20 protein-coding genes are annotated in these 23,968 nt (G+C 60.5%); 14 read left to right on the top strand and 6 right to left on the bottom strand.

The window, feature by feature from the left end:
- The first annotated feature begins 117 nt into the window (after nucleotides 1–117).
- From nuoG to nuoN, 8 genes are read left to right on the top strand one after another with little or no spacing between them, the layout of a single operon-like run.
- Nucleotides 118–2,832, top strand: a complete 2,715-nt coding sequence (gene nuoG / locus ACOYXI_RS01945) for an NADH-quinone oxidoreductase subunit NuoG (RefSeq protein ID WP_461674215.1) — start codon at nucleotides 118–120, stop codon at nucleotides 2,830–2,832.
- A complete protein-coding gene (gene nuoH / locus ACOYXI_RS01940) occupies nucleotides 2,829–3,836 on the top strand; it encodes an NADH-quinone oxidoreductase subunit NuoH (RefSeq protein WP_007964859.1) in 1,008 nt (335 codons plus the stop codon). The genes nuoG and nuoH overlap by 4 nt, the downstream gene beginning before the upstream one ends.
- Nucleotides 3,837–3,847: 11 nt before the next feature.
- Nucleotides 3,848–4,396, top strand: a complete 549-nt coding sequence (gene nuoI, locus ACOYXI_RS01935) for an NADH-quinone oxidoreductase subunit NuoI (protein ID WP_003223795.1) — start codon at nucleotides 3,848–3,850, stop codon at nucleotides 4,394–4,396.
- Between the two features lie 9 nt (nucleotides 4,397–4,405).
- On the top strand, nucleotides 4,406–4,906 hold the full coding sequence (gene nuoJ / locus ACOYXI_RS01930; RefSeq protein WP_003223793.1) for an NADH-quinone oxidoreductase subunit J: 501 nt from the start codon (nucleotides 4,406–4,408) through the stop codon (nucleotides 4,904–4,906).
- Nucleotides 4,907–4,909: 3 nt separating this feature from the next.
- On the top strand, nucleotides 4,910–5,218 hold the full coding sequence (gene nuoK / locus ACOYXI_RS01925; RefSeq protein ID WP_003223790.1) for an NADH-quinone oxidoreductase subunit NuoK: 309 nt from the start codon (nucleotides 4,910–4,912) through the stop codon (nucleotides 5,216–5,218).
- Nucleotides 5,215–7,068, top strand: coding sequence for an NADH-quinone oxidoreductase subunit L (gene nuoL, locus ACOYXI_RS01920; RefSeq protein ID WP_115990180.1), 1,854 nt, complete (start codon nucleotides 5,215–5,217; stop codon nucleotides 7,066–7,068). The genes nuoK and nuoL overlap by 4 nt, the downstream gene beginning before the upstream one ends.
- A 39-nt stretch (nucleotides 7,069–7,107) precedes the next feature.
- Complete coding sequence (gene nuoM / locus ACOYXI_RS01915; RefSeq protein WP_003223785.1) at nucleotides 7,108–8,640, top strand: NADH-quinone oxidoreductase subunit M; 1,533 nt, start codon at nucleotides 7,108–7,110, stop codon at nucleotides 8,638–8,640.
- A gap of 7 nt (nucleotides 8,641–8,647) precedes the next feature.
- Complete coding sequence (gene nuoN / locus ACOYXI_RS01910) at nucleotides 8,648–10,111, top strand: NADH-quinone oxidoreductase subunit NuoN (protein ID WP_007964865.1); 1,464 nt, start codon at nucleotides 8,648–8,650, stop codon at nucleotides 10,109–10,111.
- Nucleotides 10,112–10,253: 142 nt separating this feature from the next.
- Here the strand turns inward: nuoN and ACOYXI_RS01905 are convergent, their stop codons facing one another.
- Entirely contained in the window at nucleotides 10,254–10,718 is a 465-nt protein-coding gene (locus tag ACOYXI_RS01905) for a GNAT family N-acetyltransferase (RefSeq protein ID WP_461674214.1), read from the bottom strand.
- A 371-nt stretch (nucleotides 10,719–11,089) separates the two neighbouring features.
- Between ACOYXI_RS01905 and ACOYXI_RS01900 the strand changes: the two genes are divergently transcribed.
- The 4 genes from ACOYXI_RS01900 to ACOYXI_RS01885 all read left to right on the top strand — a co-directional run bounded on the left by ACOYXI_RS01900 (nucleotide 11,090) and on the right by ACOYXI_RS01885 (nucleotide 14,607).
- A complete protein-coding gene (locus tag ACOYXI_RS01900; RefSeq protein ID WP_282413823.1) occupies nucleotides 11,090–11,440 on the top strand; it encodes a type II toxin-antitoxin system RelE/ParE family toxin in 351 nt (116 codons plus the stop codon).
- Nucleotides 11,430–11,744 (top strand): helix-turn-helix domain-containing protein, encoded by a 315-nt coding sequence (locus ACOYXI_RS01895; protein ID WP_027614657.1) that lies wholly within the window; start codon nucleotides 11,430–11,432, stop codon nucleotides 11,742–11,744. The genes ACOYXI_RS01900 and ACOYXI_RS01895 overlap by 11 nt, the downstream gene beginning before the upstream one ends.
- A 173-nt stretch (nucleotides 11,745–11,917) precedes the next feature.
- Nucleotides 11,918–13,243, top strand: a complete 1,326-nt coding sequence (locus ACOYXI_RS01890; protein ID WP_461674213.1) for an OprD family porin — start codon at nucleotides 11,918–11,920, stop codon at nucleotides 13,241–13,243.
- A 179-nt stretch (nucleotides 13,244–13,422) separates the two neighbouring features.
- Nucleotides 13,423–14,607 carry an acyltransferase family protein gene (locus ACOYXI_RS01885; RefSeq protein WP_461674212.1) on the top strand — a complete coding sequence of 395 codons (1,185 nt, stop codon included), beginning with the start codon at nucleotides 13,423–13,425 and terminating at the stop codon, nucleotides 14,605–14,607.
- Between the two features lie 118 nt (nucleotides 14,608–14,725).
- Here the strand turns inward: ACOYXI_RS01885 and ACOYXI_RS01880 are convergent, their stop codons facing one another.
- The 5 genes from ACOYXI_RS01880 to ACOYXI_RS01860 form a co-directional block, all read right to left on the bottom strand.
- Nucleotides 14,726–15,058: a DUF2790 domain-containing protein gene (locus tag ACOYXI_RS01880; protein ID WP_461674211.1), complete on the bottom strand. Its 333-nt coding sequence runs from the start codon at nucleotides 15,056–15,058 to the stop codon at nucleotides 14,726–14,728.
- Between the two features lie 66 nt (nucleotides 15,059–15,124).
- Nucleotides 15,125–15,325, bottom strand: coding sequence for a co-regulatory protein PtrA N-terminal domain-containing protein (locus ACOYXI_RS01875; protein WP_134785998.1), 201 nt, complete (start codon nucleotides 15,323–15,325; stop codon nucleotides 15,125–15,127).
- A 212-nt stretch (nucleotides 15,326–15,537) separates the two neighbouring features.
- Nucleotides 15,538–18,687, bottom strand: a complete 3,150-nt coding sequence (locus ACOYXI_RS01870; protein ID WP_461674210.1) for a CusA/CzcA family heavy metal efflux RND transporter — start codon at nucleotides 18,685–18,687, stop codon at nucleotides 15,538–15,540.
- 15 nt (nucleotides 18,688–18,702) lie between these two features.
- Nucleotides 18,703–19,896, bottom strand: a complete 1,194-nt coding sequence (locus ACOYXI_RS01865) for an efflux RND transporter periplasmic adaptor subunit (protein WP_461674209.1) — start codon at nucleotides 19,894–19,896, stop codon at nucleotides 18,703–18,705.
- Nucleotides 19,897–19,945: 49 nt separating this feature from the next.
- Nucleotides 19,946–21,193, bottom strand: coding sequence for a TolC family protein (locus ACOYXI_RS01860; protein WP_461674208.1), 1,248 nt, complete (start codon nucleotides 21,191–21,193; stop codon nucleotides 19,946–19,948).
- A gap of 538 nt (nucleotides 21,194–21,731) precedes the next feature.
- On the opposite strand from ACOYXI_RS01860, the gene ACOYXI_RS01855 reads away from it, so the two are divergent.
- Together ACOYXI_RS01855 and ACOYXI_RS01850 are read left to right on the top strand one after the other, a co-directional pair.
- Complete coding sequence (locus ACOYXI_RS01855; protein WP_007968802.1) at nucleotides 21,732–22,406, top strand: heavy metal response regulator transcription factor; 675 nt, start codon at nucleotides 21,732–21,734, stop codon at nucleotides 22,404–22,406.
- Nucleotides 22,403–23,860 (top strand): heavy metal sensor histidine kinase, encoded by a 1,458-nt coding sequence (locus ACOYXI_RS01850; protein ID WP_461674207.1) that lies wholly within the window; start codon nucleotides 22,403–22,405, stop codon nucleotides 23,858–23,860. The genes ACOYXI_RS01855 and ACOYXI_RS01850 overlap by 4 nt, the downstream gene beginning before the upstream one ends.
- The last annotated feature ends 108 nt before the right edge of the window (nucleotides 23,861–23,968 follow it).

Genomic DNA, 23,968 nt, shown 5'->3' with positions numbered 1-23,968 from the left:
GTCCGTGCCCTTCGCCTTTCGTCCGATGACGCCTTTCGGGGCTGACTGGATTCGGACGGATAACAAGATTCCATTAGCCACGCCCGCTGACACCGGGCCAACGAAGACCTTTGAACCATGGCCACTATCCACGTAGACGGCAAAGCGCTCGAAGTCGACGGGGCAGACAACCTGTTACAGGCATGTCTGTCGCTGGGCCTCGACATCCCTTATTTCTGCTGGCACCCCGCGCTTGGTAGCGTCGGGGCCTGCCGCCAGTGCGCGGTCAAGCAATACAGCGACGAGAACGACACCCGTGGTCGCATCGTCATGTCCTGCATGACCCCTGCCACCGACAACACCTGGATCTCCATCGACGATGAAGAATCCAAGGCGTTCCGCGCCAGTGTTGTCGAATGGCTGATGACCAACCACCCGCACGACTGCCCTGTGTGCGAAGAAGGCGGTCACTGCCACCTGCAAGACATGACGGTGATGACCGGCCACAACGAGCGCCGTTATCGCTTCACCAAACGCACCCACCAGAACCAGCAACTGGGCCCGTTCATTTCCCACGAAATGAACCGCTGCATCGCCTGCTACCGCTGCGTGCGTTTCTACAAGGACTACGCCGGCGGCACCGACCTCGGTGTGTTCGGCGCCCACGACAACGTGTACTTCGGTCGCGTTGAAGACGGCACCCTCGAAAGCGAGTTCTCCGGCAACCTCACCGAGGTCTGCCCGACCGGTGTGTTCACCGACAAGACTCACTCCGAGCGCTACAACCGTAAATGGGACATGCAGTTCTCGCCGAGCATCTGCCATGGCTGCTCCAGCGGTTGCAACATCTCCCCGGGCGAGCGTTACGGCGAACTGCGTCGCATCGAAAACCGTTTCAACGGTTCGGTGAACCATTACTTCCTGTGCGACCGCGGCCGTTTCGGTTATGGCTACGTCAACCGCACCGACCGCCCACGTCAGCCACTGCTGGCCGACGGCACCAAGCTGAGCGTCGACGCTGCGCTGGATAAAGCCGCTGACCTGCTGCGCGGGCGCAATATCGTCGGTATCGGTTCGCCGCGTGCCAGCCTCGAAAGCAACTACGCGCTGCGTGAACTGGTCGGCGCCGAGCATTTCTACTCCGGTATCGAAGCCTCCGAACTGGAGCGCATCCGTCTGGTCCTGCAAGTGCTCAAAGACAGCCCGCTGCCAGTGCCGAACATGCGCGACATCGAAGACCACGACGCCGTGTTCGTCCTCGGTGAAGACCTGACCCAGACCGCCGCCCGTATGGCGCTGTCCCTGCGTCAGTCGGTCAAGGGCAAAGCTGAAGACATGGCCGAGGCCATGCGCGTTCAGCCGTGGCTCGACGCCGCGGTGAAGAACATCGGTCAGCACGAACTGAACCCGCTGTTCATCGCCAGCCTGGCGGAAACCAAGCTCGACGACATCGCGGAAGAGTGCGTTCACGCCGCTCCGGACGATCTGGCGCGCATCGGCTTCGCTGTGGCCCACGCACTGGATGCCAGCGCCCCGGCCGTTGAAGGTCTGGACGCCGAAGCACTGGAACTGGCTCAGCGCATCGCTGACGCCCTGCTCGCGGCCAAGCGTCCGCTGATCATCGCCGGTACTTCGCTCGGTTCCAAAGCCTTGATCGAAGCGGCGGCGAACATCGCCAAAGCCCTGAAGCTGCGCGAGAAGAACGGTTCGATCAGCCTGATCGTGCCGGAAGCCAACAGCCTTGGCCTGGCCATGCTCGGTGGCGAATCGGTCGACGCGGCGCTGCAAGCCGTGATCGACGGCAAGGCCGACGCCATCGTCGTGCTGGAAAACGATCTGTACACCCGCACCTCGAAAGCCAAGGTCGATGCCGCGCTGAACGCTGCGAAAGTAGTGATCGTTGCCGACCACCAGAAAACCGCCACCACCGACCGCGCGCAACTGGTGCTGCCAGCGGCGAGCTTCGCTGAAGGCGACGGTACGCTGGTCAGCCAGGAAGGTCGCGCCCAGCGCTTCTTCCAGGTTTTCGATCCGCAATACATGGACGCGAGCATCCTGGTTCACGAAGGCTGGCGCTGGCTGCACGCCCTGCGCTCGACCCTGCTGAACCAGCCGATCGACTGGACGCAACTCGACCACGTCACCGCTGCCGTGGCGTCGAGCACCGAGCAACTGGCGCGTATCGTCGACGCCGCGCCGTCTGCCGCGTTCCGCATCAAGGGTCTGAAACTGGCGCGTGAGCCGCTGCGTTATTCCGGTCGCACCGCGATGCGCGCCGACATCAGCGTTCACGAACCGCGCACCCCGCAAGACAAAGACACCGCGTTCGCCTTCTCCATGGAAGGTTACTCGGGCTCTGCCGAACCGCGTCAGCAAGTGCCGTTTGCCTGGTCGCCGGGCTGGAACTCGCCGCAAGCCTGGAACAAGTTCCAGGACGAAGTCGGTGGTCACCTGCGTGCTGGCGACCCGGGCACCCGCCTGATCGAAAGCACCGGTGATTCGCTGAACTGGTTCGCCGCTGCTCCGCGCGCCTTCAACCCGGCGCCGGGCACCTGGCAAGCCGTGCCGTTCTACCACCTGTTCGGCAGCGACGAAAACTCGTCGAAAGCCGCGCCGGTACAGGAACGCATCCCGGCGCCATACGTCGCTCTGGCCAAATCCGAAGCGGATCGCCTGGGCGTCAACGACGGTGCTCTGCTGAGCCTGAACGTGGCCGGCCAGACCCTGCGTCTGCCGCTGCGCATCAATGAAGAACTGGGCGCGGGTCTGGTGGCCTTGCCTGCGGGCATCGCCGGCATTCCACCGGCATTCGCCGGCCTGTCCGTCGACGGTCTGCAGGAGGCAGCGCAATGACCTGGTTCACCCCTGAAGTGATCGATGTGATCCTGACGGTCATCAAAGCCATCGTGATTCTGCTGGCCGTTGTGGTCGCGGGCGCGTTGCTCAGCTTTGTCGAACGTCGCCTGCTGGGCTGGTGGCAGGACCGTTACGGTCCGAACCGCGTTGGCCCGTTCGGCATGTTCCAGATCGCCGCCGACATGCTGAAGATGTTCTTCAAGGAAGACTGGACCCCGCCGTTTGCCGACAAGGTGATCTTCACCCTGGCACCGGTGGTCGCCATGTCCGCCCTGCTGATCGCGTTCGCGATCATCCCGATCACCCCGACCTGGGGCGTGGCGGATCTGAACATCGGCCTGCTGTTCTTCTTCGCCATGGCCGGTCTGTCGGTCTACGCGGTGCTGTTCGCCGGCTGGTCGAGCAACAACAAGTTCGCCCTGCTCGGCAGCTTGCGTGCTTCGGCGCAGACCGTGTCCTACGAAGTGTTCATGGGCCTGGCCCTGATGGGCATCGTGGTGCAGGTCGGCTCGTTCAACATGCGCGACATCGTCGAGTACCAGGCGCAGAACCTGTGGTTCATCATTCCGCAGTTCTTCGGCTTCTGTACCTTCTTCATCGCTGGCGTCGCCGTGACTCACCGTCACCCGTTCGACCAGCCGGAAGCGGAACAGGAACTGGCCGACGGTTACCACATTGAATACGCCGGTATGAAATGGGGCATGTTCTTCGTCGGTGAATACATCGGCATCATCCTGATCTCGGCGCTGCTGGTCACCCTGTTCTTCGGTGGCTGGCACGGTCCGTTCGGCATCCTGCCGCAACTGTCCTTCGTCTGGTTCGCACTGAAGACCGCGTTCTTCATCATGCTGTTCATCCTGCTGCGCGCTTCCATTCCGCGTCCGCGTTATGACCAGGTGATGGATTTCAGCTGGAAATTCTGCCTGCCACTGACCCTGATCAATTTGCTGATAACCGCTGCGGTTGTGTTGTGGAACACACCTGCGGTTGCGGTTCAGTGAGGATTTGACCCATGTTCAAATATATTGGCGACATCGTTAAGGGTACCGGTACCCAGTTGCGCAGCCTGGTCATGGTCTTCGGCCATGGCTTCCGCAAGCGCGACACCCTGCAATACCCGGAAGAGCCGGTCTACCTGCCACCACGCTACCGTGGTCGCATCGTCCTGACCCGTGACCCCGATGGCGAAGAGCGTTGCGTAGCCTGCAACCTGTGCGCCGTGGCTTGCCCGGTAGGTTGCATCTCGCTGCAGAAAGCTGAAACCGAAGACGGTCGCTGGTACCCGGACTTCTTCCGTATCAACTTCTCGCGCTGCATTTTCTGCGGTCTCTGCGAGGAAGCCTGTCCGACCACCGCAATCCAGCTGACTCCGGATTTCGAGATGGCCGAGTTCAAACGTCAGGACCTGGTGTACGAGAAAGAAGATCTTTTGATCTCCGGCCCCGGCAAAAACCCTGATTACAACTTCTATCGTGTTGCAGGTATGGCAATCGCTGGCAAGCCGAAAGGCTCTGCGCAGAACGAAGCCGAACCGATCAACGTGAAGAGCTTGCTGCCTTAAGGAAGAACGATGGAATTCGCTTTCTATTTCGCATCGGGTATCGCGGTGGTGTCCACGCTTCGTGTGGTCACCAACACCAACCCTGTGCACGCCCTGCTCTACCTGATCATCTCGTTGATCGCCGTGGCCATGACCTTCTTCGCCCTCGGCGCACCGTTCGCCGGCGTGCTGGAAGTGATCGCCTACGCCGGCGCCATCATGGTGCTGTTCGTGTTCGTGGTGATGATGCTGAATCTGGGCCCGGCCTCGGTTCAGCAGGAACGCACCTGGCTCAAGCCCGGCATCTGGGCAGGGCCGGTGATTCTCGCCGCCCTGCTGCTGGCCGAACTGCTGTATGTGCTGTTCGCTCACCAGAGCGGCCAGGCCATCGGCCACACCACCGTCGATGCAAAAGCCGTGGGCGTCAGCCTGTTCGGTCCGTATCTGCTGGTGGTCGAACTCGCCTCGATGCTGCTGCTCGCTGCAGCCGTCACGGCGTTCCATTTGGGCCGTAACGAGGCGAAGGAGTAAGACATGCCTGCTATCCCTCTCGAACATGGATTGGCCGTTGCCGGCATCCTGTTCTGCCTTGGTCTGGTCGGCCTGATGGTCCGCCGCAACATTTTGTTCGTGTTGATGAGTCTGGAAGTGATGATGAACGCCTCTGCACTGGCCTTCATCGTTGCAGGCGCCCGTTGGGGCCAACCGGATGGACAGATCATGTTCATCCTGGTGATCAGTCTGGCAGCCGCCGAGGCCAGTATTGGCCTGGCGATCCTGCTGCAACTGTATCGCCGCTTCCACACGCTCGATATCGACGCTGCCAGTGAGATGCGCGGATGAACCTAATCTTTCTGACTTTTGTATTCCCTCTGATCGGTTTCCTGCTGCTGTCGTTCTCCCGTGGACGCTGGTCGGAAAACCTCTCGGCGCTGATCGGCGTGGGCTCCATTGGCTTGTCGGCGATTGTCGCCGCCTACGTCATCTGGCAATTCAACGTCGCGCCGCCCGAAGGTGGTCACTACACCCTGGTGCTGTGGAAGTGGATGGCGGTCGAAGGATTCAAGCCTGACTTCGCCCTCTACATCGATGGCCTGTCGATCACCATGCTCGGCGTGGTGGTGGGCGTGGGTTTCCTGATCCACCTGTTCGCGTCCTGGTACATGCGCGGCGAAGCGGGCTACTCGCGCTTCTTCTCGTACACCAACCTGTTTATCGCCAGCATGCTGTTCCTGGTACTCGGCGATAACCTGTTGTTCCTGTACTTCGGCTGGGAAGGCGTGGGCCTGTGCTCGTACCTGTTGATCGGTTTCTACTACAGCAACCGCAACAACGGTAACGCCGCACTCAAGGCCTTCATCGTGACCCGGATCGGCGACGTGTTCATGGCCATCGGCCTGTTCATCCTGTTCCAGCAAGTGGGCACGCTGAACATCCAGGAACTGCTGGTGCTGGCACCGCAGAAATTCCAGGTCGGCGACTTCTGGATCACCCTGGCGACCCTGATGCTGCTGGGTGGCGCGGTCGGTAAATCGGCGCAACTGCCACTGCAAACCTGGCTCGCGGACGCGATGGCCGGTCCGACCCCGGTGTCGGCACTGATCCACGCCGCGACCATGGTGACCGCCGGTGTCTACCTGATTGCCCGTACCCACGGTCTGTTCACCCTGGCGCCGGAAATCCTGCACCTGGTCGGCATCGTCGGTGGTGTGACTCTGGTACTGGCCGGTTTCGCCGCACTGGTACAGACCGACATCAAACGTATCCTCGCCTACTCGACCATGAGCCAGATCGGCTACATGTTCCTGGCGCTGGGCGTGGGTGCCTGGGATGGCGCGATTTTCCACCTGATGACCCACGCCTTCTTCAAGGCCCTGCTGTTCCTTGCTTCCGGTGCGGTGATCGTTGCCTGCCACCACGAGCAGAACATCTTCAAGATGGGCGGTCTGTGGAAAAAGCTGCCACTGGCCTACGCCAGCTTCATCGTCGGTGGTGCTGCACTGGCCGCCCTGCCACTGGTCACCGCAGGCTTCTACTCCAAGGACGAAATCCTTTGGGAAGCGTTCGCCAGCGGCAACCACGGTCTGCTTTACGCCGGTCTGGTCGGTGCGTTCATGACTTCGCTGTACACCTTCCGCCTGATCTTCATCACGTTCCACGGTGAAGCCAAGACCGAAGCCCACGCCGGTCACGGCATCTCTCACTGGCTGCCACTGTCGGTGCTGATCGTACTGTCGACGTTCGTCGGCGCCATGATCGTTCCACCGCTGCACGGCGTACTGCCTGAGAGCGTTGGCCATGCCGGTGGTGAAGCCAAGCACAGTCTGGAAATCGCTTCGGGCGCCATCGCCCTGGCCGGTATCCTGCTGGCGGCCCTGCTGTTCCTCGGCAAGCGTCGCTTCGTGACCGCGATCGCCAACAGCGGCGTCGGCCGTTTCCTTTCAGCCTGGTGGTTCGCTGCCTGGGGCTTCGACTGGATCTACGACAAACTGTTCGTCAAGCCGTACCTTGCGATCAGCCATGTACTGCGCAGAGACCCGCTCGACCAGACCATCGGTCTGATCCCGCGTATGGCCAAAGGCGGTCACACCGCCCTGAGCCGCACCGAGACCGGTCAACTGCGTTGGTATGCCGCCTCGATGGCTGCTGGTGCCGTGCTGGTAATTGGCGCCATCGTGCTGGTAGCGGTCTGATATGAACCTTGCGAATTTGCGAAAGGAAACGAGCCCGTCATGATTCTGCCTTGGCTAATCCTGATCCCCTTCATCGGCGGCCTGCTGTGCTGGATGGGTGAGCGCTTCGGCGCTACCCTCCCCCGCTGGATTGCGCTGTTGACCATGACCCTGGAACTCGCCCTCGGCCTCTGGCTGTGGGCCCACGGTGACTATTCATTTGCTCCGGCGCCTGGCGCCGATCCGACCTGGGCGCTCGAGTTCAAGCACGTCTGGATCCAGCGCTTCGGCATCAACGTGCACCTGGCCCTCGACGGCCTGTCGCTGTTGATGATCCTGCTGACCGGCCTGCTGGGTATCCTCTCGGTACTCTGCTCGTGGAAAGAGATTCAACGTCACGTTGGCTTCTTCCACCTGAACCTGATGTGGATCCTGGGCGGCGTGGTCGGCGTGTTCCTCGCCCTCGACCTGTTCATGTTCTTCTTCTTCTGGGAAATGATGCTGGTGCCGATGTACTTCCTCATCGCGCTCTGGGGTCACAGTTCTTCGGACGGCAAGAAAACCCGGATCTACGCAGCAACCAAGTTCTTCATCTTCACTCAGGCTTCCGGCCTGATCATGCTGGTGGCGATCCTCGGTCTGGTGCTGGTCAACTTCAACAACACTGGCGTGATTACCTTCAACTACGCCGACCTGTTGAAGACCAAGATGTCGATGACCACCGAGTACATTCTGATGCTCGGCTTCTTCATCGCCTTCGCGGTCAAGCTGCCAGTCGTACCGTTCCACTCGTGGTTGCCTGACGCGCACGCCCAGGCGCCGACTGCCGGTTCCGTCGACCTCGCCGGTATCCTGCTGAAAACCGCGGCCTACGGTCTGCTGCGTTTCGCCCTGCCGCTGTTCCCGAATGCTTCGGCCGAGTTCGCGCCGATCGCCATGACCCTCGGTCTGATCGGGATCTTCTACGGTGCGTTCCTCGCGTTCGCGCAAACCGACATCAAGCGTCTGATCGCCTTCTCGTCCGTTTCCCACATGGGCTTCGTGTTGATCGGCATCTACTCCGGCAGCCAACTGGCGCTGCAAGGTGCAGTGATCCAGATGCTGGCGCACGGTCTGTCGGCCGCGGCACTGTTTATCCTCAGCGGTCAGCTGTACGAGCGTCTGCACACCCGTGACATGCGTGAGATGGGCGGTCTGTGGTCGCGTATCGCTTACCTGCCGGCGATCAGCCTGTTCTTCGCCGCCGCCTCGCTGGGTCTGCCGGGTACCGGTAACTTCGTCGGCGAGTTCCTGATCCTGATCGGTACGTTCGCCAGTGCGCCATGGATCACCGCGATTGCCACCTCCGGTCTGGTGTTCGGTTCGGTCTACTCGCTGATCATGATCCACCGTGCCTACTTCGGTCCGTCGAAATCGGATTCGATACTGCACGGCATGGACGGTCGCGAACTGATCATGGTGCTGGGCCTTGCGGTGCTGCTGATTTACCTCGGCGTCTACCCGCAACCGTTCCTCGACACTTCCGCCGCCACGATGCATGGCGTGCAGCAGTGGCTCGGCACCGCCTTCACTCAACTCGCTTCGGCCCGGTAAGAGCGCTATGGAATTCACGATTCAACACTTTATTGCGCTTGCGCCACTGTTGATCACCAGCCTCACCATTATCGTGGTGATGCTGGCAATCGCCTGGCGCCGCAACCACTCGCAGACCTTCCTGATCTCGGTCGCCGGTCTGAACCTGGCCCTGCTGTCGATCCTGCCAGCCCTGAAAGTCGCGCCTCTGGCCGTGACCCCATTGCTCCAGATCGACACCTTCGCCTGCCTGTACATGGCGCTGATCCTGGTCGCCACCCTCGCTTGTGTGACCCTCGCCCACGCCTACCTCGGCGATGGCGGTTCGGGTTACCCGGGCAACCGTGAAGAACTGTACCTGCTGATCCTGATGGCCGCCGCCGGTGGTCTGGTTCTGGTCAGCGCGCAGCACCTGGCCGGTTTGTTCATCGGTCTGGAACTGCTGTCGGTGCCGGTCTACGGTCTGGTGGCTTACGCCTTCTTCAACAAGCGTTCGCTGGAAGCCGGTATCAAGTACATGGTGCTGTCGGCCGCCGGTTCCGCGTTCCTGTTGTTCGGTATGGCCCTGCTCTACGCTGACGCCGGCACCCTGAGCTTCAACGGTATCGGTCAGGCGCTGGCCACCACCAACCTGCCGAGCTCGCTGGCTCAATTGGGTCTGGGCATGATGCTGATCGGTCTGGCATTCAAGCTGTCGCTGGTACCGTTCCACCTGTGGACGCCGGACGTGTACGAAGGTGCTCCTGCACCGGTCGCCGCGTTCCTCGCCACGGCGTCGAAGGTTGCCGTGTTCGCGGTGATGGTGCGTCTGTTCCAGATCTCCCCTGCCGCGAGCAGTGGCGTGCTGAGCGACGTACTGAGCGTGATCGCCGTCGCCTCGATCCTGTTCGGTAACCTGCTGGCCCTGACCCAGAGCAACCTCAAGCGTCTGCTCGGTTACTCGTCCATCGCGCACTTCGGCTACCTGCTGATCGCGCTGGTGGCGAGCAAGGGTCTGGCGGTGGAAGCCATCGGCGTGTATCTGGTTACTTATGTGATCACCAGCCTTGGCGCCTTCGGCGTGATCACCCTGATGTCCTCGCCGTACAACGGCCGTGACGCCGACGCGCTGTACGAGTACCGCGGCCTGTTCTGGCGCCGTCCGTACCTGACCGCGGTACTGACCGTGATGATGCTGTCCCTGGCCGGTATCCCGCTGACCGCTGGCTTCATCGGCAAGTTCTACATCATCGCCACCGGTGTCGAGTCGCACCAATGGTGGCTGGTCGGTTCGCTGGTACTGGGCAGCGCCATCGGCGTGTTCTACTACCTGCGCGTGATGGTCACCCTGTACCTGATCGAACCGAACCTGCGCCGCCACGACGCCCAGCTGCACTGGGAACAGAAGGCAGGCGGCGTAATGCTGCTGGCCATCGCCCTGGTCGCGTTCTTCCTCGGTGTGTACCCGCAGCCATTGCTGACCTTGGTTCAGCAGGCGGGTCTGGCGGGCTGATATTCGGCTGGCTGGAAACGGAAACGGCACCTTCGGGTGCCGTTTTTGTTTTTGTGGGATTTAACGTCAAAAGATCGCAGCCTGCGGCAGCTCCTACAGGGGAATTGTGTAGGAGCTGCCGAAGGCCGCGATCTTTTGATCTTTACAACCTCTTCACCATCGGCACGCACGCCAGTTGCAGACCCGAAGGTGATTGATAAACCGCACTCTCTTCCCCGACATAACCACAGCGCCGATAAAAGTCGGCCGCATTCAATGTGGCGTCCAGACACACCTCGGTCAACCCGAGATCCCGCGCCAAATCTTCGAGAAAGAACAGAACACGCTTGCCCAGCCCACGCTGCATGAAATCCGGGCGAATGAAGATCGCGCCGATTTCACGGTAATCCAGATCAAGCATGCCGGTCGCTACAGCCTGACCCTCAATGCAGCCCAGATAAAAGTGTTTTGCCATCAGCGTGTCGTAGCCGTCTTCGGCCGCGCCTTTGGTCCAGTCGAGCATTTGCTGCTGACTGTAGGCACCGATGCATTGGTGCCGGATGGCCAGTCGCCGAATGTCGAATGCGATCTGCGCGTCGTCCGGGGTGGCTCTTCTTATGTCGAACATTTCTCTCTCCTTGAGCCATGTGCGGACGGGGCATGAAAAAAGCCCCGTCCATGGCTGGCGGGGCCTCGGGTAACACGTCAAATGACAAACACGTATGACCTCATGGCCCGCCGGAAGCGGTCATGGAGGAGCACATCATGGTCATTCGAAGTTGGACAGTCATGGGGCGATAGTGCTGCGGATTGTTCCGACACGTCAATTGCTAAGCCTCCTCTCTACTCAATCGAACGTTCTCACCACACTCGTCGATTCGTCCTACAGGTGTTTTTACGACCGGCGTCTACGGTTGAAAAAGGGACGAAAAGCAAGGCCTGGAGGCCTTGACCGATTCGATTATCGAGACAACACTATACGTAGGTAACGTACAGAACATGGATGCTCTATTTATCGAATTGCCTGTGTTTCAGAAGCACCGAGACGACTATCTGGATGACGAACTGTTTCGCAGCTTTCAATTGGAGTTGCTGAAAAATCCGGAAGCGGGCGATCTCATCGAGGACACAGGCGGGCTTCGTAAAATTCGCTTCAGCGACCAACGAAGAGGGAAAGGCAAGCGCAGCGGATTACGAGTGATTTATTACTGGTGGTCAGGCTTCGATCAGTTCTGGCTCTTTACCGTCTTCAACAAAAACGAGCAGGACGATTTGACGCCTGCCCAGAAAAAGCTTTTCAGAAAAACACTGGATAGAGAACTCAACGCGAGAAGCCACTATGAAACGTGACATTTTTTCCGAACTGATGGATGGACTGGAAGCACTGGCCGATGAACGCCAAGGCAAAATCACCTTGCGTACCCATAAGGTTCAGCTGCCAAAACTGATGCCGATCACTGCTGAGGAAGTGATAGCCATCCGTCAGCAACTTAATCTTTCCCGGTCAGTTTTCGCGATGTATCTACGCACCAATACGCGAACGCTCGAGAACTGGGAGCAAGGACGAGCTACGCCCAATGCTCAGGCCACAACCCTGATCCGTCTGGTCGAGCGTTTTCCACAGACAATCGAACAACTCGCAGCCCTGACCTGACACGGGGTTTTGATTCCAGCCACATGACGAAATTGTAATTCCCCCATCACCTTGGCGTTATCCGCAGCTTGCAACGATGTGACCCGGCGACCAATGCCGGCGGGCCCTGCCCCGTCGAACAATAAAACCACGCCGACGCACGTTCCCGTTCTGCCGAACCCAAGGAGTGTTTGATGGTTAACAATACAAAAATGTCGATGGCCGCTTTAGCGGTGGTGGTCGGCTCCGGGCCGTCCATGGTGTTTGCAGAAGACAAGCCCGAAGGCTTTGTCGAAGGCAGCAGCCTGACGGTGCTCAACCGCAACTTCTACTTCAATCGTGATCATCGCAACGGCCAGTCCAGCCCCACCGGCAACGGTTATTCCGAAGCCTGGGCGCATGCGGTGATCAGCAAGTTCGAATCCGGTTTCACCCAAGGCACCGTCGGGGTCGGTGTCGACGCATTTGCCATGGTCGGCTTGAAACTCGACACCGGTGACGGCCGCAACGGCGGGCGCAGTTCGTTCGATGTGCTGCCGGTCAACCGTGACGGCCAGGCGCGGGATGAATACACCAAGATCGGTGGCGCCGCCAAAGTGCGGGCCTTCGATACCGTGGTCAAGGTCGGTGATGTGTTCCCGGCCAACCCGGTGGTGGCCGCAGGTGATTCGCGCCTGCTGCCGGAAAGCTTTCGTGGTGTGACGGCGACCAACACCAGCATCGACGGTCTGTCGATTCAGGGCGGTCGTTTGCATGCGATGAGCCAACCGGTGTCCAGCGACATGCGCGAAAATTTCGCCACGTTCTACGCCGGCCCGGTCAATTCGCCGTGGATCGCTTATGGCGGGGGCGACTACGTGCTGAACAAGAACCTCAGTTTCAGCCTGTACTCCAGTCGTCTCAAGGATGCCTGGAATCAGTATTACGCCGGCACCGCTTGGACCTATCCGCTGGCGGACGACCTGTCGCTGTTCGGCGGCCTGAACTATTACAAGGCGGTCGACGAAGGCAAACAACTGCTTGGCCAGTTCGACAACAACATCTGGAGCGGCCGCGTCGGCGTGAAGCTCGGCGCCCATTCCGTCGCCCTCTCCCATCAGCGCAACAACGGCAACGACGACTTCGATTACCTGCGCCAGTCCGACTCGATCTTCCTCGACAACTCGATCCAGTACAGCGACTTCAACTCACCGAAAGAACGTTCGTGGATGGTGCGCTACGACCTCGACATGAGCGCTTATGGCGTGCCGGGTCTGTCGTTCATGACCCGTTACGCGCGCGGCACCGACGCCGACTATTCCAACGCCAACGCCGTGTACATGCGCCGCGATGCCGAAGGCAATCCGCTGACCGACCAGAAGCGCTGGGAGCGCGACATCGAAGTCAAATACGTGGTGCAGAGCGGTTCGATGAAAGACCTGTCACTGCGTTTGCGCCAGGCCACCACCCGCGCCACGGCGTTCGAGTCGGACCTGGATGAAGTGCGGGTGATCGTCGAATACCCGCTGGCGATTCTCTGAGTTTCCCGAGCAATACCATTCACCTTTAGAAGCTCCTTGCTCCTTTGGTCAGAGGTGAATTTTTTGGCGTCCTTCGGGGCGCCTTTTTTTGCGCTGAATAAACTCATCGTTTTCTTGACCGAACCGCAAGCCACCTGCCATCTTCGCCTGCGCTGACCAACAAGAATAACGAGGGACCGATGAGTAGCCGTAAGAACCTGGAAATCGAGTACTTGCGAGGGGCTGCTGTGGCCATGACCTTCTTGTGCCATGTCACCATGATGCTGCCGTTCCATACCGATACGCTGCTGAGAATATTCTCGATTTTCATGCCCTGGACCGGTGTCGACCTGTTCTTCTGCATTTCCGGTTTCGTGGTCAGCAAGGCCTATCTGGACCATTTCGACCAACAGCGCGCCCAAGGTCAGTTCGGTCTGGCAACGGCCTGTTTCTGGCTGCGCCGCGCCTATCGCCTGCTGCCCACGGCATGGCTCTGGATACTCATTCCGCTGTTGTTTTCCATTGTTTTCAACCAATCGAACGCCTTTGGTTCGTGGTACGACAATCTGCGCAGTTTCACCGCCGTCGCGACCTTCAGCGGCAATCTGGCGATGCATTACAACTCGCTGTTGGGCCCTAGCCCTCAATACTGGAGCCTGGCGCTCGAAGAGCAGTTTTACTTCGTGTTTCCGTTTTTTCTGCTGTTTGTCACGGCCCCGCGTTGGCGGATCATTGCCCTGTTCGCACTGATTGCGTTGCAGTTCGGTATTGATCGAAACCCCTACGGCCAACCCACAAGCATCCTCACGCACTTCCGTCTGGATGCAATGCTCTGGGGAATTCTTCTGTGCCTGTTCACCCGTACCCGCCTCTATCGGCAGATAGAACCGGTCGGGCTGGGTCAGGGGACGATCAAACCGCTGCTTTGCACGCTGTTCCTGCTCTACATGCTGGGTTCTATCGCCATCCAGCTGATTGCCATGCCCATTGCTGTCGGCATCGTCGCGATGGTCGCGGTATTGATTGTCTGGCTGGCGAGTTATCAGAAAGGCTACATCTACTGTCCGGCCTTCATGCGCGGTCTCATGCAGTGGCTTGGCTCACGGTCGTATGGGCTCTACGTGATCCACGTGTTCACCAACCACCTGAGTACAGAGATCTGGACGCGTATTGCCGCCAACCAAGGCGTGCCGCTGGATGGGCGTTTCACCCTTGAGCTGTTACTGACGTCGGTGGGTCTGCTGGTGCTGCTGAGCGAACTCAACTACCGCTTTATCGAAACGCCTCTGCGTCTGCGCGGCGCCGAGATTGCCCGACGCAAGTTGAACCAGGAAGCGTCTCCGCTCCCGGCCACTGTCGACGTCGAGCCCTTGCCGACCAAGTAACCCTCCTTGAACACACAGGCTAGAGAGCTGACGTCCGAAGGGCAACCTGAAAACATTGTGGGAAGGTTCTGCTTTTCCCACACAACTTTTAAATGCAGCTCCGGGGATCAGGTGTTGGTTAGCCACCACTGTTGCGGCACACGCCGGCCACGCTGTATCTGAGGGTGTTGAGCTGCCCTTGCGAGTCTTCGTAGGTCATAGCGGTAGGCACCACCGAGCAGGCAGGCTGCGGCTTCACCACGCTGACGATTTTCACCACGTCGAGCTTCATGCCGTATTCGTATTCCTTGACCACCGGCGCCGCTTTGCCGCGCTCGGCTGCGTATTGCGCCATGGCTTTGGCGTTGGCGCTGAAAGCACGTTCGAAAGTGCGATCGCCGCCGCCTTCAGCCAGTGCATTTACCGACATCGCCATGACGCCGGCGAAGGTCATCCATTTGATCAACTGCATGTTTACTCCTCCGTAAAAAAGCCCGGCATCGGCACACGACAACGGGCTTGTTCCAGTGCGCCGGGCTTACAGGTCTTTGGTCTTGTCGTCTTTCTTCTCGTTGACGACGACCGGGTCGCGGGCCTGTTCCTTGGTCACGAACAGCTCCACGGCGCGATCATTGGCGGTCATCATCCGGTCGAACGTGCGGTCACCGCCGCCTTCGGCCATGGCCAGGGACGACAGCATCAGGGCGGCTGCGAAGGTGCTCAGTTGGGCGAATTTCATGGTTGATTCCTCGTTTAAGTAGCTGACGGGATCAAAGTAACAAGGCGCACCTTTCGTGACGGTGGCGGGGGAATTACATATCCGTTATCTGCCGGATCAGTGCACGGAACCCATGTGGGAGCGGGCTTGCTCGCGAAAGCGGTGTGTCATCCAACATTGATGTCGACTGACACGGCCTCTTCGCGAGCAAGCCCGCTCCCACAAGGGATCACCTATTCAGACGGTACGGTGTCCTCATCCCGGCGATGGGCGATCTGGTACAGCGCGGGCAAGATCAGCAACGTGAGGATCGTCGAGGACAGAATCCCGCCAATCACCACGGTTGCCAGCGGCCGCTGCACTTCAGCACCGGTGCCGGTTGCCAGCGCCATCGGAATAAACCCCAGCGAAGCCACCAGCGCGGTCATCAACACTGGCCGCAACCGCGTCAACGCGCCGACGTTGATCGCCTCCGCCAGCGACCTTCCTTCCTCGCGCAAATTGCGAATAAACGCGATCATCACCAGCCCGTTGAGCACCGCTACCCCGGACAGCGCGATAAACCCCACGCCTGCGGAAATCGACAACGGAATATCCCGCAGCCACAGCGCCATCACCCCACCTGTCAGCGCAAACGGAATCCCGGTAAACACCAGCAAGCCGTCCTTCAGATTGTTGAACATCATGAACAGCAAGCCGAACACCAGCAGCAACGCCACCGGCACCACGATCTGCAAGCGCTTGGCCGCCGATTGCAGTTGTTCGAACTGCCCGCCCCAACTGGTCCAGTAACCGGCCGGCACCTGCACCTCGCGCTCGATCAGCGCACCCGCCTCGCTGACGAACGAGCCGATATCCCGCCCGCGCACGTTGGCGCTGACGATCACCAGGCGCTTGCCGTTTTCGCGGCTGACCTGGTTCGGCCCGAGCACCAGATCGAGGCTGGCGACGTCCTTCAGCGCGATAAACCCGATCTGATTCGCCGCACCGCTCAGCGCCGGCACCGGAATCAGCAACGCCGACAAGCCGTCAATGTCCTTGCGCATGGCGTCGGACAAACGCACCACCATGTCGAAGCGCCGATCGCCCTCGTACAAGGTGCCGGCCTGACGCCCGCCCACTGCCACAGCGATGGTGTCCTGCACATCACCGACGTTGAGCCCGTAACGCGCCGCCTTGTCGCGGTCGATGTTGATGGTCAGCACCGGCAACCCGGTGGTCTGCTCGACTTTCACTTCAGAGGCGCCGTTGACCTTTTGCATCGCCGCCGCGATCTTCGCCGCCGTGGCGTTGAGCACGTCCATGTCATCGCCGAACACCTTCACCGCGACATCGCTGCGCACACCGGAGATCAGTTCGTTGAAGCGCAACTGGATCGGCTGCGACAGCTCATAGTTGCTGCCCGGCAACGTCGCGGCGGCTTGTTGCAACTCGGCCATCAGTGTTTCGCGGGACTTGTTCGGGTCTGGCCATTGATCCTTCGGTTTGAGCATCACGTAGCTGTCAGAGATGTTCGGCGGCATCGGATCGGAGGCGATTTCCGCCGTACCGGTGCGGGCGAACACCCGTTCAACCTCCGGCACTTTGGCCAGGATCAGCGTCTCCAGCCGCTGCTGCATGTCCACCGATTGCGTCAGGCTGGTGCCCGGCACGCGCAGCGCTTGCAGGGCAAAATCCCCCTCACTGAGGCTCGGTACAAACTCGCTGCCCATGCGGCTGGTGAGCACGCCGCTGAGCACGATCACGCCCAACGCCGCGCCCACGGCCACCGTGCGATGGGCCATGACCCAGGCCAGCGCCGGCGCATAAATACGACGGGCGCCGCGCATCACCACGCCCTCTTCTTCCTTGACCTTGCCGGTGACGAACAGCGCAATCGCTGCCGGCACAAAGGTCACCGACAGCAGCATCGCACCGAGCAACGCGATGACCACGGTGAACGCCATCGGGTGGAACATTTTCCCTTCGACGCCGCTCAGCGCGAAGATCGGCAGGTACACCACCATGATGATCAACTGGCCGAATATCAGCGGGCGCCGCGCCTCTTTCGCCGCCGCAAACACTTCCTTGAAACGCTCGGCACGAGTCAGCAAACGGCCGTGATGCTGCTGTGCGTGAGCCAACCGGCGCAGGGTGTTTTCGACGATCACCACCGCACCGTCGACGATGATCCCGAAGTCCAGCGCGCCGAGGCTCATCAGGTTGGCACTGACCTTGTTGCTGAACATCCCGGTGAAGGTGAACAGCATCGACAGCGGAATCACCATCGCCGTAATCAGCGCGGCGCGGATGTTGCCGAGGAACAGGAACAGAATCGCGATCACCAGAATCGCGCCTTCGATCAGGTTCTTTTTCACCGTAGCGATGGCTTTGTCGACCAGGTGCGTGCGGTCGTACACCGGCACGGCGATCACGCCTTGCGGCAGGGATTTATTGATCTGTTCCAGCTTGCTGGCCACCGCTTGCGAAACGGTGCGGCTGTTCTCGCCGATCAACATGAACACCGTACCCAGCACCACTTCGCGACCGTTTTCGGTGGCTGCACCGCTGCGCAACTCACGGCCGATTTCCACGGTGGCGACGTTCTTCACCCGGATCGGCGTGCCATCGACATTGGCCATGACGATGTTGGCGATGTCCTCAGTACTCGCCACTTGCCCCGGCGCGCGGATCAGCAATTGCTCGCCGCTGCGCTCGATATACCCGGCGCCGACGTTGGCGTTGTTGCGCTCCAGCGCGGTGATCAGATCGGTGAGCGTGAGCTTGTACGCGGCGAGGCGTTTCGGGTCCGGCGCGATCTGATATTCCTTGGCAAACCCACCGATGGTGTTGATCTCGGCGACGCCCGGTACGTTGCGCAATTGCGGCTTGATGATCCAGTCCTGAATCACCCGCAGATCGGTCGGCGTGTAGGTTGTGCCGTCGTCCTTCAACGCGCCCTCCTGCGCCTCGACCGTCCACAGAAAGATCTCGCCGAGGCCGGTGGAGATCGGTCCCATCAGCGCTTCGGCGCCTTCGGGCAATTGCTCCTTGGCAATCTGCAGACGCTCGTTGACCAGTTGGCGGGCGAAGAACAGGTCGGTGCCGTCCTTGAAGATCACCGTCACTTGCGACAGCCCCGAACGCGACAGCGACCGGGTCTGTTCCAGCGCCGGCAAACCGGCCATCGCGGTTTCAATCGGGAAGGTGATGCGCTGCTCGGTTTCCAGCGGCGAGAACCCGGCGGCGCCGGTATTGATCTGCACCTGGACGTTGGTGATGTCGGGCACGGCGTCGATCGGCAGTTTCTGATAACTGGCGATGCCGAGGCCGGCCATGAGCAGAACGGCGAGCAGCACGATGATGCGCTGCTCGATGGCAAACTGGATCAGGCGTTCGAACATGGGAACCTTCCAGAATTAATGACTGTGCTCGGCTGAGGCTTTGCCCAGCTCCGACTTGAGGACGAAGCTGCCGGCGCTGGCGACTTGCACGCCCGGTTCCAGCCCTTGGGTGACTTCCACGTGGCCTGCGGCACGGCTGCCCAGTTCCACCGCCTGCGCCTTGAAGCCGTCGTCGGTACGCACGAACACCGTGGGTTTGTCCTCGACGGTCTGGATCGCGGTTTCCGGCACGGCGACTTTGGCCTGGCGGCTGTCGGTGGCGACCCGCGCGGTGACGAACAGCCCCGGACGCCATGAGCCCTGCGGGTTTTCCAGCGTCACGCGCACGGTCGCGGTGCGCGTTTGTTCGCCGAGCAGGCTGCCGACGTACGCCACGCTGCCGGTCACTTCGGCCTTCAGTTCAGGCGCGCTGACGGTGACGGGTTTGCCCACCTGCACCTGGGTCAGATCCTTGGGCGAGACACCGAACGTGACCCACACCCGCGACAGATCCGAGAGGGTGAATGCGGCAGTGGTTTCATCAACCACCTCGCCCGGCGTCAGGTGTTTTTCCACCACTACGCCGTCGAATGGCGCGCGCAGTTCGTAGCGATTGCCACCGGTGGCGACCACGCTGCCGCTGAGTACGCTGATTTTCTGCCGGGCGTTGTTCATGGCGATTTCCGCCTCTTCCAACGCCTGCTTCGCCTGGAGGAAATCCTGCTCGGCGGAGATCTTGTCCTGCCACAGTTTTTTCTCGCGCTCGTAGGTGGTGCGCGCCAGCGCCAGGCGACGTTGCGCGGCGGCCTGCTCGCTACGCTGATCGGAAATCTGCTGACTGGCGATCACGGCCAGCAACTGGCCCTTTTTCACCGGTTGCCCGAGGTTGACTGCCACCGACTCGACCACCCCCGGCACGCGCGGCACGACGTGCGCAGTGCGGTCCTCGTCGAAGCGCACTTCGCCGGGGAACGACAGGCCAAGACTGATGCTCTGCGCCCGCGCCTCGGCCAGTTGAATGCCTGCGGCGGCGATCTGCTCGGTGCTCAATTCGATGTGGCCTTCTTCGGCATGTTCGCCTTCGGCGGCAGCGCCCTCCTCGGCGTGATCGGCGTGTTCGGAGGCCTCATCGGCATGCGCGTCGATATTTGAATTGGCCGGCCACATCGAACCGAGGCCAATGCCCAGCGCCAAGGTCGCCACCGCGACCACCATCAGTTTTTTATCCATGGAAACTCCTCTGCGCCGTGCCATCGCGCAGTTGTCTGAAAAGTGAAATTCAAGGGCTGACGCTGAGGTCGCCGTAGATCCGTTCGAGGCGCACGCGGGCGTCGGTCGCCTCGCTGACGGCCTGGATGTATTGGCTGCGCGCGGCGATCAGGGTGCGTTGGGCATCGAGTACGTCGAGGAAACCGAACTTGCCCATTTCGAAACCGCGCGTGGCGCTGTCCACTGCGCTTTGTGCGGCGGGCAGGATGGTCTGGTTGAACGCGTTGACTTCGCCGTTGGCGGTCTGCCATTGCTCAAGGCTGGTCTGGACTTCGGTGCGCAAACGCAGCTCGGTGGCGTTGCGCAGATCCCGCGCCTGATCGCTGCGGCGTGCGGCGGCGAGCACGTTGCCCTGATTACGGTTGAACAGCGGAATCGGCATCGACAGCCCGACCACGTTGACCCGTTCGCGCTCGGTTTCGCTGTACTGACTGCCGATGCTCACGGTCAGGTCGGGAATGCGCTGCGACTTTTCCAGGCCCAACGAGGCTTCGCGCTGATCGATCTGCAGCTTCGCCAGACGCAGCTCGGCAGTCTGGTTCAGACGCTCGAGCAAACGGCCGGGCGGCGGCAGCGTGGCGAGGTTTTGCGTGGCGGCTTGGACGTTGGTCGAAGTCGGCAACGGTGCGCCCATGACCTGCGCCAGTTGCTGATAGGCGTTGGCCTGATCGCGCTCGGCGCGGCTCACCTCCAGGCGCACTTCCGAGAGCTGCACCTGTGCTCGCGCACCTTCGACCGGCGACGATTTACCGGCCTCGATCCGCCCCTGAGCGACGCGCAAACCGTGCTCGGCCAGTTGCAGTGACTGACGCGACAGCTGCAAGCGTTGCTGCGCGGTTTGCGCGCTGTTGAACGCCTGAATCACATCGGCGCGCAAGGCATTGCGCTTGCGCTCCAGCTCAATGCCGGCGGCGTCCTGCGCACGGCTGGCGACATCAATGCGCGCACCGCGTTTGCCGCCCAGTTCAATCGGCTGGCTGAGCATCACCGTAGTGGTGCGCGAGTCGCGCCGGGTGTCTTCGGCCTCCCACGACACCTCGGGATTGGGGATCAGCCCGGCCTGCTGGCGATCGCCCTCGGCAATACCGATTTCCCATTGCGCAGCAGCGAGATCGGGGTTGCCGGCGAAGGCACTTTGCAGCGCCTGATCCAGTGTCAGGGTCGATGCGCTGGCCAGGCTGCTGCACGCCAGCAACAAGAGGCAGCTGGCGGTTTTGTTCAGGCGTGATCGCGCCGTCAGTTCAATTAAACCGGGCAATGGAGGGCTTCCTTTAATTCAGGATTTTTCGATGCCGCCACGTTAGGGTTTTGAACTTATCGACAAGGTGACTGGAACATTACAAATCCGTTATCCACGGTTCAGCAAAGTTGTTTTGTTCTAGGATGCGAAGTGCAATCGGCTTTGTCGTAATACATGGAAACAAATACTCGGTAGTTAACTGCTGAACAGTACTTGTCGGAATCAAACTTACGAGAATCACGTAGTCCGCGCTGCGGCGGACTGTCGCACAGCCCCGGTTTAAAGCATTGGGTTGTTGACCCTGTAGCCGCTACAACCTTTATCGTTGCGGACATCCCCTCACCCCAGCCCTCTCCCGGGGGGAGAGGGGGCCGACCGAAGTGTCTCGGGTTTTTTATCGACCTGTTACATCAAGTCGATTATGGATTCAGTAAAGTTTTTTCACGTTGGCGTAGTTCTGAAATATCCCGCATTCAGTCCCCTCTCCCTCGGGGAGAGGGTTAGGGTGAGGGGTTGCCTTAATTAGATATCCCTTAAATAAAAGTGGTGATAGATCATGCGAATCCTTGTCGTCGAGGACGAGCTTAAAGCTGCCGAATACTTGCATCAGGGTTTGACCGAAAGTGGTTATATCGTTGACCACGCCGCCACCGGTGCCGATGGATTGCATCTGGCGCAACAGCAGGCGTATGACCTGATCATTCTCGACGTGAACTTGCCGGAACTGGACGGCTGGGGCGTGCTGGAGCAACTGCGCCGCACCCACTCGACGCGGGTGATGATGCTCACCGCGCGCGGGCGGCTGGCGGACAAGATTCGTGGTCTGGACCTGGGCGCCGACGACTATCTGGTCAAGCCGTTCGAGTTTCCCGAACTGCTGGCGCGGGTGCGTACCCTGATGCGCCGCAGTGAAAACATCCCGCTACCGCAGGTGTTGAAAGTCGCCGATCTGGAGCTTGATCCGGGCCGGCATCGGGCGTTTCGTGGCGAGCAGCGCATCGACCTGACCACCAAGGAATTCGCCCTGCTGCATTTGCTGATGCGCCAGTCCGGCGAGGTGCTGACCCGCACGCAGATCATCTCGCTGGTGTGGGACATGAATTTCGACTGCGACACCAACGTGGTCGAAGTATCGATCCGGCGCTTGCGGGCGAAGATCGATGATCCGTTCGACAACAAGCTGATCCACACCCTGCGCGGTGTCGGCTATGTGCTGGAGGCGCGGGAATGAAGCCGGCCAGCCTGTCGATGCGCCTCGGTCTGACGGTAAGTATTCTCGGCGCGCTGTTGGTGGTATTCCTGGCGATCCTCGCCTATTTCGCCCTGACCCATGAGCTGAATGCGCTGGCCCGCGACAGCCTGCAAAAGAAGATGGCGCAGGTCGAGCACAGCCTGTCGCTGTACGCCGACACCAACGAAGTCAGTGGCAAGCCGCACATTCTGCTCGATCAGGTCATGGGCCATGACAACCTGACGCTGACGATTTACGAGCGCTCGAATCTGCGTTCGCCGCTGCTCAAATCCGGCACGGGTCTGAACGATCCACGGGTGGAACTCAGAGCTGTTCGCGGGACCACCGATCAACTGACCTACAGCGACAGCAGCGATGCCGAAGGTGCGAAGTTCCTCACCGCGTCGAAGCTGATTCGCCTCAAGGATGGCAGCAGCGTGCCGGTGCTGCTGTCGATGGACAACGCCCATGATCAGGCTTTGCTCAGCGCCTATCTGCGCTCGACGCTGATTGCCCTGCCGTTGTTGCTGGTGTTCATCGGCCTCACCGCGTGGGGCGCGGTGCAGCGTGGATTGGCGCCGCTGCGCGAGTTTCGCAAAGTGGCGGCGATGGTCTCGACGCAGGACCTGGATCATCGGCTGTCGGTGGTGAACATGCCGCAGGAGTTGAGCGAACTGGCGCAGGGCATCAACTTCATGCTGCATCGCCTCGATGCCGGGGTGCAGCAGTTGTCACAGTTCTCCGATGACCTGGCGCATGAACTGCGCACGCCGATCAACAACCTGATGGGCAAGGCCCAGGTGACGCTGTCGCGCGAGCGCACGAGCGAGGAATACCAGGACGTTCTGGTGTCGTGCACCGAGGAGCTGGAGCGCGTGGCGCGGATTGTTTCCGACATGCTGTTTTTGGCGCAGGTCAGTCATCCGTCGGCACTGGCGCCGTTTGAATCGGTGGCGCTGGAGGAGGAAGCGGCGAAGGTCGCGGAGATGTTTTCGCTGGCGGCGCAGGACAAGCAGATTCATTTGAATGTTGTTGGCAGCGCATCGGTGTTGGGCGATCGGCTGATGATCCAGCGGGCTATTTCCAATCTGCTGTCCAACGCGCTGCGCCATTGCCCGAACGGCAAAACCATCACTTTGCTGATCGAGCAAGGCGCGACGCAAGCGTCACTGCTGGTGAGCAATCCCGGCGCCGGCATCGAGGCGCAACATCTGCCGCACCTGTTCGACCGCTTCTACCGCGTCGACAGCGCCCGCTCGCGTTCACAGGGCAGCACCGGGCTGGGACTGGCAATCGTGCGCTCGATCATGAGTCTGCATCAGGGCGTGGCGGAGGTGAAGAGCTTGCCAGGTGTCATGACCGTATTCCGCCTCGGTTTTCCCGCGGCGACACCCATGGCCCTTCGCTTGCAGGCAAGCTCCCACAGTGATTTGCGGGGTACTCAGGTTTTGTGACCACCACTGAAACCTGTAGGCCTTCACCTGCTCGCGATGGCGGTGGGTCCTGCAACATCTGCACTGCCTGATACTGAGCCTTCGCGAGCAAGCTCGCTCCCACAGGGA

Source organism: Pseudomonas sp. G3-19, from assembly GCF_054855875.1.
The sequence above is the reverse complement of the archived record's forward strand: the minus strand, read 5'-3'. Positions and strand labels throughout refer to the sequence as shown.